General features: G+C 72.0%; 17 protein-coding genes. 8 read left to right on the top strand and 9 right to left on the bottom strand.

Going from position 1 to position 15,199, the window contains the following annotated elements:
• Positions 1-35 precede the first annotated feature (35 nt).
• Positions 36-1,085 carry an ATP-binding cassette domain-containing protein gene (locus IFT79_RS03150; protein WP_192122884.1) on the top strand — a complete coding sequence of 350 codons (1,050 nt, stop codon included), beginning with the start codon at positions 36-38 and terminating at the stop codon, positions 1,083-1,085.
• A complete protein-coding gene (locus IFT79_RS03155; RefSeq protein WP_123571703.1) occupies positions 1,082-1,936 on the top strand; it encodes an ABC transporter permease in 855 nt (284 codons plus the stop codon). The genes IFT79_RS03150 and IFT79_RS03155 overlap by 4 nt, the downstream gene beginning before the upstream one ends.
• 53 nt (positions 1,937-1,989) lie before the next feature.
• Here the strand turns inward: IFT79_RS03155 and IFT79_RS03160 are convergent, their stop codons facing one another.
• Positions 1,990-2,682 carry a TetR/AcrR family transcriptional regulator gene (locus IFT79_RS03160; RefSeq protein ID WP_192122885.1) on the bottom strand — a complete coding sequence of 231 codons (693 nt, stop codon included), beginning with the start codon at positions 2,680-2,682 and terminating at the stop codon, positions 1,990-1,992.
• Positions 2,683-2,768: 86 nt separating this feature from the next.
• Between IFT79_RS03160 and IFT79_RS03165 the strand changes: the two genes are divergently transcribed.
• On the top strand, positions 2,769-4,016 hold the full coding sequence (locus IFT79_RS03165) for an MFS transporter (RefSeq protein WP_192122886.1): 1,248 nt from the start codon (positions 2,769-2,771) through the stop codon (positions 4,014-4,016).
• Here IFT79_RS03165 and IFT79_RS03170 read toward each other — a convergent pair.
• The 5 genes from IFT79_RS03170 to IFT79_RS03190 form a co-directional block, all read right to left on the bottom strand.
• Positions 4,009-4,245 carry a hypothetical protein gene (locus tag IFT79_RS03170; protein ID WP_043597179.1) on the bottom strand — a complete coding sequence of 79 codons (237 nt, stop codon included), beginning with the start codon at positions 4,243-4,245 and terminating at the stop codon, positions 4,009-4,011. The genes IFT79_RS03165 and IFT79_RS03170 overlap by 8 nt on opposite strands.
• Positions 4,246-4,294: 49 nt before the next feature.
• The gene (locus tag IFT79_RS03175; RefSeq protein WP_056043151.1) at positions 4,295-4,504 is read right to left on the bottom strand and encodes a DUF2945 domain-containing protein; all 210 of its coding nucleotides are present in this window, start codon (positions 4,502-4,504) and stop codon (positions 4,295-4,297) included.
• 133 nt (positions 4,505-4,637) lie between these two features.
• Positions 4,638-5,087, bottom strand: a complete 450-nt coding sequence (locus IFT79_RS03180; protein ID WP_043597183.1) for a YdeI/OmpD-associated family protein — start codon at positions 5,085-5,087, stop codon at positions 4,638-4,640.
• 48 nt (positions 5,088-5,135) lie between these two features.
• Positions 5,136-5,900, bottom strand: a complete 765-nt coding sequence (locus tag IFT79_RS03185) for an SDR family oxidoreductase (protein WP_192122887.1) — start codon at positions 5,898-5,900, stop codon at positions 5,136-5,138.
• 59 nt (positions 5,901-5,959) lie between these two features.
• Entirely contained in the window at positions 5,960-6,685 is a 726-nt protein-coding gene (locus IFT79_RS03190; RefSeq protein ID WP_192122888.1) for a LysR substrate-binding domain-containing protein, read from the bottom strand.
• Positions 6,686-6,718: 33 nt separating this feature from the next.
• Here IFT79_RS03190 and IFT79_RS03195 point away from each other — a divergent pair, with 33 nt between their 5' ends.
• The 3 genes from IFT79_RS03195 (at position 6,719) to IFT79_RS03205 (ending at position 9,261) form a co-directional block, all read left to right on the top strand.
• Complete coding sequence (locus tag IFT79_RS03195) at positions 6,719-7,156, top strand: DUF5997 family protein (RefSeq protein WP_123571708.1); 438 nt, start codon at positions 6,719-6,721, stop codon at positions 7,154-7,156.
• Between the two features lie 27 nt (positions 7,157-7,183).
• Positions 7,184-8,086 carry a KPN_02809 family neutral zinc metallopeptidase gene (gene ypfJ, locus IFT79_RS03200; RefSeq protein WP_192122889.1) on the top strand — a complete coding sequence of 301 codons (903 nt, stop codon included), beginning with the start codon at positions 7,184-7,186 and terminating at the stop codon, positions 8,084-8,086.
• Between the two features lie 167 nt (positions 8,087-8,253).
• Positions 8,254-9,261, top strand: a complete 1,008-nt coding sequence (locus IFT79_RS03205) for an NADP-dependent oxidoreductase (RefSeq protein ID WP_159827622.1) — start codon at positions 8,254-8,256, stop codon at positions 9,259-9,261.
• Between the two features lie 63 nt (positions 9,262-9,324).
• On the opposite strand, the gene IFT79_RS03210 is transcribed toward IFT79_RS03205, so the two are convergent.
• A complete protein-coding gene (locus tag IFT79_RS03210) occupies positions 9,325-10,248 on the bottom strand; it encodes a carbohydrate kinase family protein (RefSeq protein WP_192122890.1) in 924 nt (307 codons plus the stop codon).
• Between the two features lie 82 nt (positions 10,249-10,330).
• Here IFT79_RS03210 and IFT79_RS03215 point away from each other — a divergent pair, with 82 nt between their 5' ends.
• Positions 10,331-11,272, top strand: coding sequence for an ROK family protein (locus IFT79_RS03215; RefSeq protein WP_159827628.1), 942 nt, complete (start codon positions 10,331-10,333; stop codon positions 11,270-11,272).
• 171 nt (positions 11,273-11,443) lie between these two features.
• Positions 11,444-12,487, top strand: a complete 1,044-nt coding sequence (locus IFT79_RS03220; RefSeq protein ID WP_056043170.1) for an NAD(P)-dependent alcohol dehydrogenase — start codon at positions 11,444-11,446, stop codon at positions 12,485-12,487.
• Positions 12,488-12,577: 90 nt separating this feature from the next.
• Here the strand turns inward: IFT79_RS03220 and IFT79_RS03225 are convergent, their stop codons facing one another.
• Together IFT79_RS03225 and IFT79_RS03230 are read right to left on the bottom strand one after the other, a co-directional pair.
• The gene (locus IFT79_RS03225; RefSeq protein ID WP_192122891.1) at positions 12,578-13,192 is read right to left on the bottom strand and encodes a MarR family winged helix-turn-helix transcriptional regulator; all 615 of its coding nucleotides are present in this window, start codon (positions 13,190-13,192) and stop codon (positions 12,578-12,580) included.
• Positions 13,173-15,050, bottom strand: a complete 1,878-nt coding sequence (locus IFT79_RS03230) for an MDR family MFS transporter (protein ID WP_192122892.1) — start codon at positions 15,048-15,050, stop codon at positions 13,173-13,175. Before IFT79_RS03230 ends, IFT79_RS03225 begins: the two co-directional genes overlap by 20 nt.
• Positions 15,051-15,199 lie beyond the last annotated feature (149 nt).

A 15,199-nucleotide genomic window follows, 5' to 3' on the forward strand; every position in this document is an offset into this window, starting at 1 on the left:
TGCGGATGGACGGGCCCCCTGCACCGGGAGCACCCATGGCGATGATCGAGGCCCGCGGCCTCACGAAGACCTACCGGTCGAAGTCCGGCCCGGTCCACGCACTGACCGGCCTCGACCTGATCGTGCCCGAGGGCACCGTCAAGGCGCTGCTCGGGCCGAACGGCGCGGGCAAGACCACGGGCGTCAAGATGCTCACCACCCTCGAACGTCCGGACGCCGGCACGGCCACGATCGCCGGGCTCGACGTCGTCGCCGACGCCCAGGCCGTGCGCCGCTCGATCGGCGTCTCGGGGCAGTACGCCGCGGTCGACGAGAACCTCACCGGATTCGAGAACCTCGACATGATCGGGAGGCTGTACCACCTGGGCAGCCGCGTGAGTCGGGACCGCGCCCGCGAGCTGATCGAGGTCTTCGACCTCGCCGCTGCGGGCGACCGGCCGGTCAAGGGCTTCTCGGGCGGCATGCGCCGACGGATCGACCTCGCCGGGGCGCTCGTGACCAACCCGCGCGTGCTCTTCCTCGACGAGCCGACGACGGGGCTCGATCCCCGCAGCCGACTCGCCCTGTGGGACATCATCACCGGGCTGGTCGACGGTGGCACGACGGTGCTGCTGACCACGCAGTACCTCGAGGAGGCCGATCGCCTGGCCGACGACATCTCGGTCATCGACGGTGGCGCCGTCATCGCCGAGGGCACGGCCGACCAGCTCAAGGCCCAGGTCGGCGGCCACCGCCTCGTCGTCGCCCTCGTCGACGAGGCGCGGGCCGACCAGGCGGTCGAGGTGCTCCGGCGGCACGGCGACTCCGAGCCGACCGTCGGGGCCGACGGCCGCCAGCTCGAGGTCGCGGTCACCGACGGTCCGACCGCCCTGCAGCGGACGCTCGCCGACCTCGGGGCGGCCGGCATCGAGCTGCACGACGCCGGCATGCGACGCCCCACCCTCGACGACGTGTTCCTCCAGCTCACCGGCCACCGCGCGGCCGACGACGAGGCGGGCGTCGACCACGACTCCCCCGACGACGACCCGGCCGGCGGTCGAGGTCGCGGCCGGCGCGGTGCGAAGAAGAGAGAGGCACGGGCATGACCACCACCGGAACCACCTCCGCCCTGGCGCAGACGCTCGTCCCGTCGACCGACACGGGCCTCGGCACCTGGGCCTCGGACGGCTGGACGGTCACCAAGCGCAACCTGATCAAGGTGAAGCGCTCGCCCGACATGCTGATCTTCGCCGTGCTGCAGCCGATCATGTTCGTCCTGCTCTTCAGCCAGGTCTACGGCGGTGCCATCGCGGTCCAGGGCACCGACTACACGCAGTTCCTCATGGCGGGCATCTTCGCGCAGACCGTGGTCTTCGGCTCGACCTTCTCCGGTGCCGCCATGGCCCAGGACCTGAAGGAGGGCATCATCGACCGGTTCCGCACCCTGCCGATGAGCCCGTCGGCCGTGCTGATCGGTCGCACGAACAGCGACCTGGCGCTCAACACGATCTCGATGGTCATCATGATGCTCACCGGTCTCGCCGTCGGCTGGAGGGTCAACGCCTCACCTGCCTCGTTCGTCGGCGGGGTCGCCCTGCTGCTGCTGTTCAGCTACTCGTTCAGCTGGGTGATGGCCCTGCTGGGCATGAGCGTCAAGACGCCCGAGACCATCAACAACGCGTCGTTCATGATCCTGTTCCCGTTGACCTTCGTCTCGAACGCGTTCGTGCCGAGCGACACCCTGCCGACCGTGCTGAGGGTCTTCGCCGAGTGGAACCCGGTGTCGTCGCTCGTGCAGGCCGCCCGCACCTCGTTCGGCAACCTCGGCGCCACCCCGGTGCCCGACATCTGGACGATGCAGCACCCCTACGCGACCGTCCTGCTCGGCATCACCGTGATGCTGGTGGTCTTCGTGCCGCTGTGCATCCGCAAGTTCCAGCGCATCAGCGCGAAGTAGCGGACGCCCGCCGTCGGCCGCGGGCCGTCGCCCGTCCGCCGAGGAGGCGCGGGTCAGCCCGCGTGCCCGGCCGCCTCGCGCACGGCGGCGTCGAGTTCGCTCGTCGGCACCGTGAGGACGCTCCCGATCACGAGGCGCATGAGGGCCGGGACGTCCACGGCGTCGCGCTCGTACAACCACTGCAACTGCAGACCGTCCTGCACCGCGAGCACGACGCGAGCCGCCGACTCGGCGGTGTAGCCGTCGCGCAACCAGCCGCGGGCCTGGGCGAGCCCGAGGTAGGCCGACGTCGACGAGACGATGCGCTCGTAGTAGTCGGCGTAGTAGCGGTGCGCCGGGTGATCGGGCGAGGTGGCCTCGGCGGACGCCGTGATGAACAGCGAGATGACGACCGGCACGTCGACGTTGTACTCGGCGAGCGCGACGAGCTCGTCGACGCGCATGCCACCGTCGTCGTCGAAGTGGCGTCGCAGTCGTTCGTCGCGCCGCCGGAGCACGGCCATCAGCAGTTCGTCCTTGGTCGGGAAATAGTGCATGAGCGACTGGTGCGAGACGCCGCACCGCCGCGCGATCTCGCGCAGGGTGGCACCGTGGAACCCGACCTTGCCGAAGACCGGCAGGGCCGCGTCGAGGATCGCCTCGCGCTTGGCGATGCCCTTGCGGTAGCGACCGGGTTCGCGCACCGCAGCGACCGGCGGGACGTCGGTGACGTCGGCGCGGGTCGTGTCGGGCTCGGGGGCGTCCATCGGGGTCAGCCTAGGTCGTCCCCGCGCGGATGACGACGCCGCGGGACGCGGCGTCCGCACACGGTGCGTCGGCATAGAGTTCAGCGGTGCCGTGGTCGCTGCTGAGAACGCCTGCCTTCCGGGCCCTCTGGGTCGGGCGCCTGTTCTCGTGGGTGGGCAGCGGCTTCGCGCCCCTGGCCATCGTCTTCGCGGCGATCGACCTGGGGGCCGACGCCGTCGACCTCGGGCTCGTGGTCGTCGCCCGGTCGGTGCCCAACATCGCCCTGGTCCTGGTCGGCGGTGCCCTCGCGGACCGCTTCTCGAAACGCACCGTCGCGATCGCCTCGTCGTGGCTGTCGGCGGCGTCGCTCGTCGTCGCGGCCGCCCTGATGCTGACCCAGACCGAGACGTTGCCCACCCTCGCGGCGGTCGGCGCGGTGAACGGCGCCGCAGCCGCCTTCTTCGGCCCTGCCACGAGCGCGCTGCTGCGCGAGACCGTCCCCGACGACCGGCTCCGGGACGCGACGGTGCTCAGCCGCGTCGGCATGAACGTCGGGTTGGTGATCGGCACGGCGGTGGGCGGGGCCGTGGTGGCGACCGCCGGGTCGGGCGTCGCCCTGGCCGTCGGCGCGGTCGTCTTCGTGGTCGCGGCGGCCGTCTTCGTGGGGTTGCCCCGGGACGGTGCCCGCGCCTCCGGCGGGACGTCGGTGCTCGAGGAACTCGGCAGCGGACTCGGCTTCGTCTGGCGCACGCGCTGGCTCGTCTCGACCGCGGCGCTCGCGTTCACGTTCCAGTTCGCCTTCGCGGGCGGGGTCCAGGTGGTCGGCCCGCTCGTGGCCGACCAGTCGTTCGGACGTCTGCTCTGGGGGTTCGCGGGTGCCCTGCAGACCCTCGGCCTGATCGTCGGGGCGTACTGGGCCGGGGCCCTCCGCGGGCGGCTCCGGTTGTGGGCCGCCTGCCTCGGCGCCGCGGCGCTGGCCCTGCCGCTCGTGCTGCTGTCGTTCGCCTACGGCACCGACCCCGTGGTCTTCGACCCGCTGCACTGGTTCTTCTGGATCAGCCTCGGCCTCTTCGCCGCCAGCGTCGGGCTCGAGGTCTTCACGGTGCCGCTGGACGTGGTCGTCCAGCGGCAGGTGCCAGGGGCCTACCTGGGGCGCGTCTTCTCGTGCCTGACGCTGGCGTCGTTGGCGGGCGTGCCCGTCGGCGAGGTGGTGGTCGGACCGCTCACCCAGGTGATCGGCACCCCGGCCACCCTCGCCGCCCTGGCCGGCCTCGTGGTCGCCGTCGCGGTGGCCGTGGCGCTGAGCTCACGGGTGCGACGGATCGACGCCGGCCAGGAGGCGCGGGTCAGCTGAAGTCGCCGCGCTCGATCGCCTCGGCGTACTTGCGGACGTCCGGGCCGGGCTCGTAGTCGATGAAGCGGTCCTTGACGGCGTCGTTGATCGCCTTGAAGGACTCCTCCCACGACTCGCCCGAGTGGGCTGCGGCCGCGTCGCGGACGGCGTCGCGCAGCACGTTGTCGGCGTCGGTCAGGATCTTGTCACGCGCTTCGTCGTTCCAGCGCACGTCGTTCAGGTCGGCCATGGTGTTCTCCTCGTGGGGTGGGGCGGTGGTGGGTGGGGTGCGGCTGGTGCTACTTCTTCTTCGGGCTCAACGACGAACCCTTGTGGGCGGCCTTCGCCCCGCTCTTGTCGCTCTCGACGACGAAGTAGGGCTCGTCGTCCGAGGCCTTGAACTTCTGCCCGTCGAGCTGGAACTCCTCGACGCGCTTCTCCACGACCGTGCCGTGGGTCTCGCCCTGGGGGGTGTTCCAGGTGACGTGATCTCCCTTGCTGAACGACATCGCGCCTCCTTGGTGTGTCGATCCGTCCGTCGGCGTCCGGTGCCGCGCGGTGGTGGCGTGGACGGTACCCCGCTCGCGCCGACCCACCACCCAGCGTGGTGGGGTACAGGTCGGACGCCGCGACCCGTCGGGCTCAGCCGGTGAGGACGGCGAGCGCCGCGGCGAGCCGACGAGCCCTGGTCTCGGAGGTCTTCGCCGCTCCGATCGGTTCGACCAGGGCGCGCTGCCGGCTGAAGGACAGGGACTCGTAGGAGGCGCGGGCCGCGTCGTCCGCGTCGAGTGCCTCGCGCAGGTCCGCCGGCACCTCGACGACCCGCGGCTCGGTGTCGAGGGCCAGTGTGACCTCGACGTCCTGCCCGCCGACGACGCCCGACCCCGCCCGGTGCTCGGCACTGACGGGGATCAGGAACCGCCCGCCCATGCTCGCGACCGTGCTGCGGTACGTGTATCCCCGGAGCGTGACGACCACTGCGGGCTTCTTCCCGGCCGCCAGGGAGTCGACGACCTCCGGCGGCACGACGATCCCGGTCGCGTTCGTCCGGGCCTCGGCTATCGTGGTGCGGAACGTCACGGGTTCGGTCATGTCCGGATGCTAACGAGCCGCCACCGCCGGCACCACCACCGGCGCCGCTCAGACCGAGAAGCCGCCGTCGGCCTTGAGCAGCTGACCCGAGATCCAGCGACCCTCGGACGACAGCAGGAAGCGCACGACCCGTCCGATGTCGGCGGGCGTGCCGAGGCGCCCGGTCGGCTGACGCTCGATGCCGCTGGCGCGGATGGCGTCGTCCATCCACCCCGTGTCGATCGGGCCGGGGTTCAGCACGTTCGACGAGACGCCGAGGTGCCCGAGCTCCCGGGCGGCCGCGACGACGAGCCGGTCGAGGGCGCCCTTGCTCGAGCCGTAGGGCAGGTTGTGCACGACGTGGTCACTCGTCAGGGCGACGATGCGGGCACCCTCGTCGAGCAGGTCGACCGGGGGCAGCTGCTCGGCGAACGCCTTGATCGCGAGCCACGCCGCCCGCACGTTGACGGCGTAGTGCGCGTCCCAGCTCTCGAGCGTCGTGTCGAGGATCGACGAGTCCACGCCGTGCGAGTGCGACAGCACGAGCGCCGTCACCGGCCCCAGGTCGTCGTTCACCGCGTCGAGGAGGCGCGCGGGGGTCGCGGGGTCCGCCAGGTCCGCCGGGTACACGGCCACGCGCGCACCCGCGGCCTCGAGCTCGGAGACGAGCGAGCCCATGTCGACGGCCGCTAGTCCCCAGGGCATGGCGGCGTCGTAACCATCCCAGGTGGTCAGCGCGAGGTCCCAGCCGTCGGCGGCGAGCTCGTGGGCGATGCCGTTCGCGATCGAGTTCGTGCGGCCGGCACCGGTGAGCAGACAGATCTTCTTCGACATGCGGGTCTCCTTCGACATCCGCTCAGCTTGGCAGACCAGTCGACCCGTCGGCGAGGGGGTCAGCGCCCTCGGCGCGGTCGGCTGCGACCGGTGCCGCGCTGGGGCCCTCGGCCTTTCGGCGGCATGCGCTTCGGCTTCGCCCCGCGCGGGTCGGGAGCCGACCCCTTGCGGGCCGGGGCCTCCTGCTCGGGCTCGTCGCGCCTCCTCGACCGGGAGCTGCGGGCCGTGCGACCCCGCACGACGCCGATGAAGTCGTCGAGGTCGTCGGTGAGCTCGCCCTCGGGCCAGACCAGCGCGATCGTGGTCGGCGGCAGATCGGCGACGTAACGGTAGGTGACCTCCTTCCGGGCGTGCAGCCGTGCCAGCGACTGCGGCATGACGGCGACGCCGGCCCCGGTCGCGACGACGGACACGGCATCGGCGAGCGACAGGGACGGGTCGAGGTCGTGCCGGTGCTCGTCGGCGAACGCCGCGGCCTCGACCTCGTCCTCGGCGCCGGCCGTGGCGACGGCGTGGTCCTTCGGCACGACGACGACGGCCCGCTCGTCGTAAAGGCGGATCACGGACAAACCTTCGACCTCGATCGGCAGTCGGGCCAGGACCATGTCGACCCGGTCGTCGCCCCGGTCGTCGTCGAGGGCGGGCACCGCGTCGAGGTCGGTGAGCGGCACGAAGGCCAGCGGGGTCTCGGGGCGGCGCTCCTCCCAGAGCCTCGACCACTTCGACAGGGTCACGCCGGGCACGACCCCGATGCGGAACGGGACGCGGGTCGGCTCGGTCGTCATGGGTCGAGGGTATCGGCCCGGTACCCTGGGCAGATGACCTCCGACGCGCCGTCCGGCAAGCAGCCGCAGACCCTCAAGCCCTTCACGGCCGCCAAGAAGCTCGGCGTGTACCTGCCGGCCACGCCCGCCGAGTTCCAGGCCGCCCCCGTCACGCGCGAGGCCTTCGCCGAGCTCAGCACGAACCCGCCCGAGTGGTTGTCCGACCTGCGCCGGACCGGTCCGCACCCGCGGCCGGTCGTCGCCCAGAAGCTCGGCATCTCGACCTCGGGCCTCGCCCGTGCCGGCGTCGACGACGTCATGACCACCGACGAGATCCACGCCCTGCTCGACGAGATGCCCGACTGGCTGCGCACCGAACGCGGCATCCACGCCGACGTGCGCGAAGAAGAACTGCGCGTCAAGGAGCGCAACGCCGGCCGCGAGGTCCTCCGCAAGGAGCGCGAGGCGAAAGAAGCCGCCGAAGGGCACTGACCCCCGCCCTGCGCTACCGTCGGCGACATGTCCTTCAACGACGACGCGCGCCTCGACGGCAGCAAGGTCAAGCGACGCGGTCGCGGTCGCACGGTGGGTGTCGCCGGCGGCGGCATCGGCATCGTCGGCGTGATCGCCGTCTTCCTCATCAGCCAGGTCACCGGCGTCGACGTCTCGGGGCTGCTCGGCGGCGGCACGGCCGGCGGGGGCGCCCAGCCGGTCAGCGAGGGCGACCTGTCGTCCGAGTGCACCACCGGCGCGCAGGCCAACGACAGCGTCGACTGCCGCATGGTCGGTGCGGCCGACTCGCTCGACGCGTACTGGGCCGCCGAGGCCCCGGCACTCGGCGTCACCGACTACCGCACCCCCGACTTCTTCCTCTTCAGCGGCTCGACCGACACCGGCTGCGGTGGGGCGACGAGCGCCACCGGCCCGTTCTACTGCCCGCCCGACGAGGCCCTCTTCGTCGACACCGACTTCTTCGAGCAGCTCCGGTCGCAGTTCGGCGCCAGCGGCGGCCCCCTCGCCCAGATGTACGTCGTCGGCCACGAGTGGGGCCACCACGTCCAGCAGCTGACCGGGGCCTTCGACCGCGCCGACCGCAGCGACACCGGGCCGGGCTCCGACACCATCCGGCTCGAGGTGCAGGCGGATTGCTACGCCGGGGCGTGGGTCGGCTCGGCGTCGACCATCGCGGACGCCGACGGCACCACGTTCCTCGAGCCCGTCACCGACCAGCAGGTCGCCGACGCGCTCGACGCGGCCGCCGCCGTCGGCGACGACCGCATCCAGTCCGCGAGCGGCGGACAGGTCGACCCGGACACCTGGACGCACGGCTCGGCCGAGCAGCGTCAGAGGTGGTTCGAGACCGGGCGCAGCCAGGGCGCGACGGCCTGCGACACCTTCTCGGTGCCGACCGACCAGCTCTGACGACGAGGCCGACCCGCGCCTCCGGACGGTCGACGCCGCACCGCGGCACGGTGCGTCCAGGCAACTCGAAGCGCGTCCTCCGGGCGACGGCGGTCCGGAGGGCGCACACTTCACTCACCCTCGCGACGGCACCGGCGCCGCCGCGACGACAGCAGTGGAGGCGCGTCATGGCACGACCGGGCAAGGCCATCGAGTTCGACGGGTACGGAGACGTCTCGCAGCTGCACTTCGTCGAGCAGCCGCTGCCGACGCCCGCCGACGACGAGGTCGTCGTCGAGGTGATCTGCGCCGGCCTCAACCACATCGAGAACTTCATCCGGCAAGGGGACTTCGTCGACCGGCTGCCCCTCGACTTCCCGGCCCGCGAAGGGTCGTGCTTCGCCGGCATCGTCAAGAAGCGCGGGGCCGCCGTGCGCAACTTCTCCGTCGGCGCCGAGGTGATCGGCCACGCGGTGGGCGGCGGCGCGCACGCGACCTACATCGCCGTGCCGGCCAGCGCCGTGGTGCCCAAGCCGCAGCACGTCCCGTGGGAGGTCGCCGGTGGGCTCTACCTCGCCGGGGCCACCGCCTACGACACGGTCCGCAGCCTGCACCTCGGACCCGACGACGTCGTGGTCATCACGGCCGCGGCGGGCGGCGTCGGCCACATCGAGTGCCAGCTCGCCCTGCAGCTCGGAGCCAAGGTGATCGGCACCTGCAGCCCGGGCAACCACGACTACCTCCGCTCGATCGGGGTCGTGCCCGTCGACTACGGCGAAGGCCTCCGCGAGCGCATCGACAAGGCCGCGGGCACCGACCGCCACGTGACGGCCTTCATCGACAACTTCGGCGGGGACAACCCCGCCCTCAGCACCGACCTCGGCGTGCTGCCGGCGCGCTTCAGCTCGAGCGAGGACCGCCTCGAGCGCGAGATCCGCTTCATCGGCGCCGAGCGCGACGACACCGAACCCGCGATGATCCTCTCGGCCCTCGCGAAGCTCATCGCCGAGAACAAGCTGCGCGTGCTCGTCTCGGGCTTCTACCCGTTCGACTACATCGCCCAGGCGTTCGAGGACCTCGCCGAGCAGCACTCGCGCGGCAAGGTCGTCGTCGGCATGCAACCGGTCGAGACCGGCGCCCGCTCGCACTGGTACCTGTCGGGCAAGGCACGGGCGGTCGCCGAGTCGCTGGGCTGAGCCTCCCGCCCGGCGGGCGAGGCGGGCGGGCTCAGGAGGCGCGCACCACCGGACCCGCCGACGTCACCGGGGCAGCCGGAGGAGCGCTCCCGGAGCCCTGACCGTCGCCGCCGCCACGTCCATGGCCCGCCCGAGGGCGGCCGCCCAGTCGACCGAACCGGGCCCGCGCCGCTCGGCGAGCAACGAGGCGACGATCGACGCGAAGGTCGCGTCGCCCGCACCCATCGTGTCGACGACCTCGCCGTCGGCGTCCGAGATGCCGCGGGTGAGGGAGGTGCCCGCCGTGTCGTCGGCCGACGGGGCCAGCACCAGACCCGCCCCGGCCGAGCCGCGGGTCGCGAGCACTCCCCCGGTGCCCGCCGCGAGCAGCGCCTCCTGCCAGTCGTCGAGCGAGCGCCCGGCGACGAGTTCGGCGTCGTCGTCACCGATCTTGACGAGCAGGGCCGAGGCCGCGACCCGCTCGAAGCCGGCGGCGAAGTCGGCGATCTGCGCGGCCCCGCCGGGCAGGAACCCCGGCCGCGGGTTCGGGTCGACGACGAGCCGCACGGGGTCGGTGCCGACCGCGCGCAGCAAGCGATCGGTCAGCGGGGCGTCGTCGAACGGGTACGAGCTGACGGCGACCACGGGGGCGGCGTCGAGCACGGCCCGCTGCCCGGGCGAGAAGTCGAGACCGCGGGCGACGGCGGCGTCGGTGAAGACGTAGGTCGGCTCGCCGGCCACCCGCAGCGAGACCGCCCGGCCGGTGCCGAGGGGGTTGATCGTCGGGACGAGCTCGACGCCGTGCTCGGCGAGGAACGACCGGATGGCCTCGCCGTCGGCGTCGTCCCCGATCGAGGCGAGCAGCGTCGTGGGCACGCCGAGGCGAGACAGCCCGACGGCGACGTTGAGGCCGGCCCCGCCGACGTGGTCGGTCGAGCCCTCGTCGGTCCGGAGCTCGTCGATGAGGGCGTCGCCGAGAACGACGACCCGACCGTCGGTGGTGTCCATGGGGATGCCTTTCGTCAGCGTGCCGGGAGCCACCCTATTCCGGCACGCGGTCGGGCCGCACTCCCCCGCTACGCTGGCCGACGTGACCGATTACGCACTGGCCGTCGACGTGGGCGGAACGAAGGTCGAGGCGGCGCTGGTCGCCTCCGACGGAGCCCTCCTCGACGGAAGTCGCGACCGACGCCCCACCGGTGCCGGGTCGACGTCCGACGAACTCGCCGAGGCGGTCCGCGCGGTCGTCGCGCACGCCCTCGACGCCCTGCCCGACGGTCACGTCCTCGTCGGGGCGGGCATCGGCAGCGCCGGGCCCGTCGACCTCGTGCACGGCACCGTCTCGCCGATCAACCTGCACGCCTGGCGCGGCTATCCGCTGCGCGAGCAGGTGGCGGCCCTGGCGGCGTCGACCCTGCCCGACGCGGCCCCGGTCACGCTACGGCTCGACGGCGTCAGCCTCGCCCTCGCCGAGCACTGGGTGGGTGCCACGCAGGGGGCGGACAACGCCCTCGCGATCACCGTCTCGACCGGCGTCGGCGGCGGCCTGATCGTCAACGGCCGGCTGCTCTCGGGAGGCACGGGCAACGCCGGTCACATCGGCCAGATCCAGATCGCGGACCGCCCCGAGGGCGAGAGCGCCTGGGCCGCCACGCTCGAGGTCATCGCCTCGGGCCCGAACGTCGTCGCCTGGGCCCGGCAACGAGGCTGGACGGGCGAGCGCGGCGAGGACCTCGCCGCCGGCTACGTCGCCGGGGACGCGATCGCCGTCGCGGCGGTGCGTCGCTCCGCGAACGCCGTGGGCGAGGCGATCTCGTCGGTCACGACCCTGCTCGACCTCGACGTGGTCGCGATCGGCGGCGGCTTCTCGCGCGTCAGCGACGACTACCTCGACCTCGTCCGGGCCGCGGTCCAGGAGGCGCCGGTCAACGAGTACGCCCGTCGCGTCCGGGTCGTCCGCTCGGGCCTGAGCGACGAGAGCCCCCTGGTCGGGGCCGCGGCGCTCGTCTGGCAGGCCGAGCTGCTCGGCTGAGCCGCGCCTCCTCGGGTCGACGACCCGCGCCTCCTCCGGTCCGCCGCTTCTCTGGGAGCCGGTGTCGGAGGTGCCGCCTAGGCTGGGTTGCATCCCACAACGTCGTCGGAATCCGTCGCGCCCGCGGGGCGCGCACCACCACCGCACCACCACTCGCAGAGAGGTCATCTCATGCCCACCACCGTCCCCGTCCTGCTCACGCCGTCCGCCGGCGCCCCCTTCGAGCACTCCACGGTCGAACTGCGCGACGTCGGCCCGAACGACGTCCAGATCGACATCGCGTTCGCCGGCATCTGCCACAGCGACATCCACCAGGCCCGCGAAGAATGGGGCAAGGCCATCTTCCCGATGGTGCCCGGCCACGAGATCGCCGGCATCGTCACCGAGGTCGGCTCCGACGTCACGAAGCACAAGGTCGGCGACCGCGTCGGCATCGGCTGCTTCGTCGACAGCTGCCGCGAGTGCGAGAACTGCCTCGCGGGCGAGCAGCAGTTCTGCGTCAAGGGCAACGTCGCGACCTACAACGGCCGCCAGTACTCGGGCGAGCCCACCTACGGCGGCTACGCCAAGCAGATCGTCGCCGACGAGAACTACGTGCTGTCGATCCCCGAGGGCATCTCGCTCGACGAGGCCGCGCCGCTGCTCTGCGCCGGCATCACGACCTACTCGCCCCTCAAGCACTGGGGTGCCGGTCCCGGCAAGAAGGTCGCCGTCGTCGGCATGGGCGGGCTCGGCCACATGGCCGTCAAGATCGCCCACGCTCTGGGCGCCGAGGTCACCGTCATCAGCCAGACCCTGTCCAAGCAGGAGGACGGCCTGAAGCTCGGTGCCGACCACTACTACGCCTCGAGCGACCCCGAGACGTTCACGCAGCTGCGCAGCTCGTTCGACCTGATCATCAACACGATCTCGGCCGACATGGACATCGACGCCTACGCCCGCACCCTGCGCCTGAACGGCACCATGGTGTTCGTCGGCCTGCCCGAGAACCCGCAGTCGTTCAGCGCCGGCTCGCTGATCGGTGGCCGTCGCAGCCTCGCCGGCTCGAACATCGGCGGCATCCCCGAGACGCAAGAGATGCTGGACTTCTGCGCCGAGCACCACATCGGAGCCGAGATCGAGACGATCGGCGCCGACGAGGTCGACGAGGCCTACGAGCGCGTCGTCGCCAGCAAGGTCCGCTACCGCTTCGTGATCGACACCGCGACCATCTAGCACCCGCCTGCACGCACGAAGGCCCCCTCCCGTCATGGGAGGGGGCCTTCGTCGGTGCGGAGGGCGGGGCGCTGCCGGACGGCTCCGGCGCTACCCGGCGGGGGTGTTGAACCGGCGCAGCCAGCCGGCGAACTCGGCGAGCTCGTCGTCGGACCAGCCCTCGACGTGGTTGCGGAACACGGCGCGGTTCTCGTGGCGCACCTCGAGCATGCGGCTCTCGGCGCGCTCGGTGCTGCGCAGGGTCATGACCCGACCGTCGGCCGCGTCGGGCACCACGTCGACGAACCCGGCCTCGCGCAGCAGGGTGACCTGCCGGCTGACCGCGCTCTTGTCCATCGCCATCGCCTTGACGATGTCGCCGGCGCTGCACGGCTGGTGCTTCATCACGTAGCGCAGCACGTAGAAGGCCGTGGGCGGCACGTCCGGGTCGAAGCGCGACGCTGCCGCGGCGATGGTGCGCTTGGCCTCGACCATCATCGAGCCGATCTCGTCGACCACGCCGGCCATGAGGCCCTCGCGCCCGTCGTCGTCGGGACCCGGGAGGTGCGGTGCGGCCTGCCCCGCAGCCCCGAGGAGGTGCGGTGCGGCCTGCCCCGCAGCCCCGAGGAGGTGCGGTGCGGCCTGGTCGGCAGGGTCGCCCCCCGAGGGGCGCGGCGCGTCGAGCACCGCACCCTCGGGCTGGCCGTCAACGGTCGGCTGCGACATCTTTCTCCTCGACCAGGGACGAGAACACCGGGCTCTCGGCCAGTTCGTCGGCGGGCACCGGGTGCCCTGCCACCTCGGCGGCACCCGTCGCGATGATCGTGTCGATGGTACCGGTGGCGGTCGTCGTGTGGCCGTGGTGACGGCGCTGGCCCTCGTCGATCGGCGAGACCGGTGCCGGCGTCGACTCCGTCGCCGGGGCGCTCGACACGGCGGGGGCCAGGCCGGCCGTGGCCGCGGCTCCCTTGGCGGCCGGGGACGCGGCATTCGCGTCGACCGGAGCCGCGCCTCCGTCGTGCTCGACCGAGGCCGAGGCCGAGGCAGCGCCGTCGGCCGGGTCGTCCGTCTTCGCCGCCGCGCGCTGGAGGCCGGTCTTGGTGCCGAGCTCGACGTTGGGCAGCAGGCAGACGAACACGATGGTGATGATCGCCAGCGGGGCCGCGATCAGGAACACGTCGGCGACGCCCTGACCGTAGGCCGATTCGATGATGGTCCGGATCGGGCCGGGCACGGTGCTGAGGTCGGGGATGCTCGTCGAGCCGCCGCTGCCGAGCGCGCTGGGGTCGACCCCGGCGTCGGTGAGGCCGTCGGTGATGTAGCCCGAGACCTTGGTGCCGAGGACGGCACCCATGACCGAGACGCCGATCGTGCCGCCGAGGCTGCGGAAGAACGCGACGCTCGACGAGGCGGCACCGACGACGCTGACGTCGACCGAGTTCTGCACGACGAGGACGAGGTTCTGCATCACCATGCCGATGCCGAGCCCCATCATGGCCATGAAGACGGAGACGATGGCGAAGTTGGTGTCGTACTCGATGGTCGACATGAGGAAGAGGCCGGCGGCGAGCAGGATCGACCCGACGATCATGTAGGGCTTCCACTTGCCGTACTTCGAGATGAGCGCACCGGCGACCATCGACGAAATCAGCAGGCCGAGCACCATCGGCAGGGTCAGGATGCCCGCCATGGTCGGCGACTGGCCGCGCGCGAGCTGCATGTACTGGCCGAGGAAGACGCTGGTGCCGAACATGGCGACGCCGACGCTGAGCGAGGCGATCACCGCGAAGGTGAAGGTGCGGTTCGTGAAGAGCGTCAGGGGGATGATCGGCTCCTTCGAGCGGAACTCCACGACGACGGCGAGCGCGAGCAGGACGGCCGCGCCGACGCCCATCAGCCAGCTGGTGGTCGAGTTCCAGTCGAACTGCTTGCCGCCGAGCGACACCCAGACGAGCAGCAGCGAGACGCCTCCGGCGATCAGGCCCGCGCCCCAGTAGTCGACGACGACGGCCTTCTTGGGCTTCGGGGGCAGGTGCAGGGTGCGCTGGATGACGATGAGCGCGGCGACGCCGACGGGCACTCCGACGAAGAAGTTCCAGCGCCAGCCGATCGAGTCGGTGAGCACGCCGCCGAGCAGGGGCCCGCCGATGGTGCCGACGCTCATCACGGCGCCGAGGTAGCCCATGTAGCGGCCGCGCTCACGCGGGCTGATGATGTCGCTCATGACGACCTGCACCAGCGCGGTGAGGCCACCGGCACCGAGCCCCTGGAAGACCCGGAAGGTGATCAGCGTCGCGGTGTTCTGCGAGAAACCCGCCGCGACGGAGGCGAGCACGAACAGCACGAGGGCGACCTGCAGCAGCACCTTGCGGTTCGTCAGGTCGCTGAACTTGCCCCACAGCGGGGTGCTGACGGTGGTGGCCAGCAGGGTCGCGGTGATGACCCAGGTGTACGAGGTCTGGCTGCCGTTGAGGTCGCTGACGATGCGCGGCAGCGAGGTCGACACGACGGTCGACGAGAGGATCGCCACGAGCATGCCCATCAACAGGCCCGACAGGGCCGTGAGGACTTCGCGGTGGCTCATGCCGGGCGCTTCGCCCGGTTCGTGGGGTGCCGCGGGCTTCGTGCCCGCGGCGGTCGTGGTCTGCGACAAGGTGCGCTCCGGTGGTTCGAGATGGTGAGGACTGACCGCCGTTGGCCGGGTCCGTTGGTTGCAGAATGTCAACCATACGC

It is taken from the genome of Frigoribacterium sp. CFBP 8759, assembly GCF_014841655.1.
Taxonomy (GTDB): domain Bacteria; phylum Actinomycetota; class Actinomycetes; order Actinomycetales; family Microbacteriaceae; genus Frigoribacterium.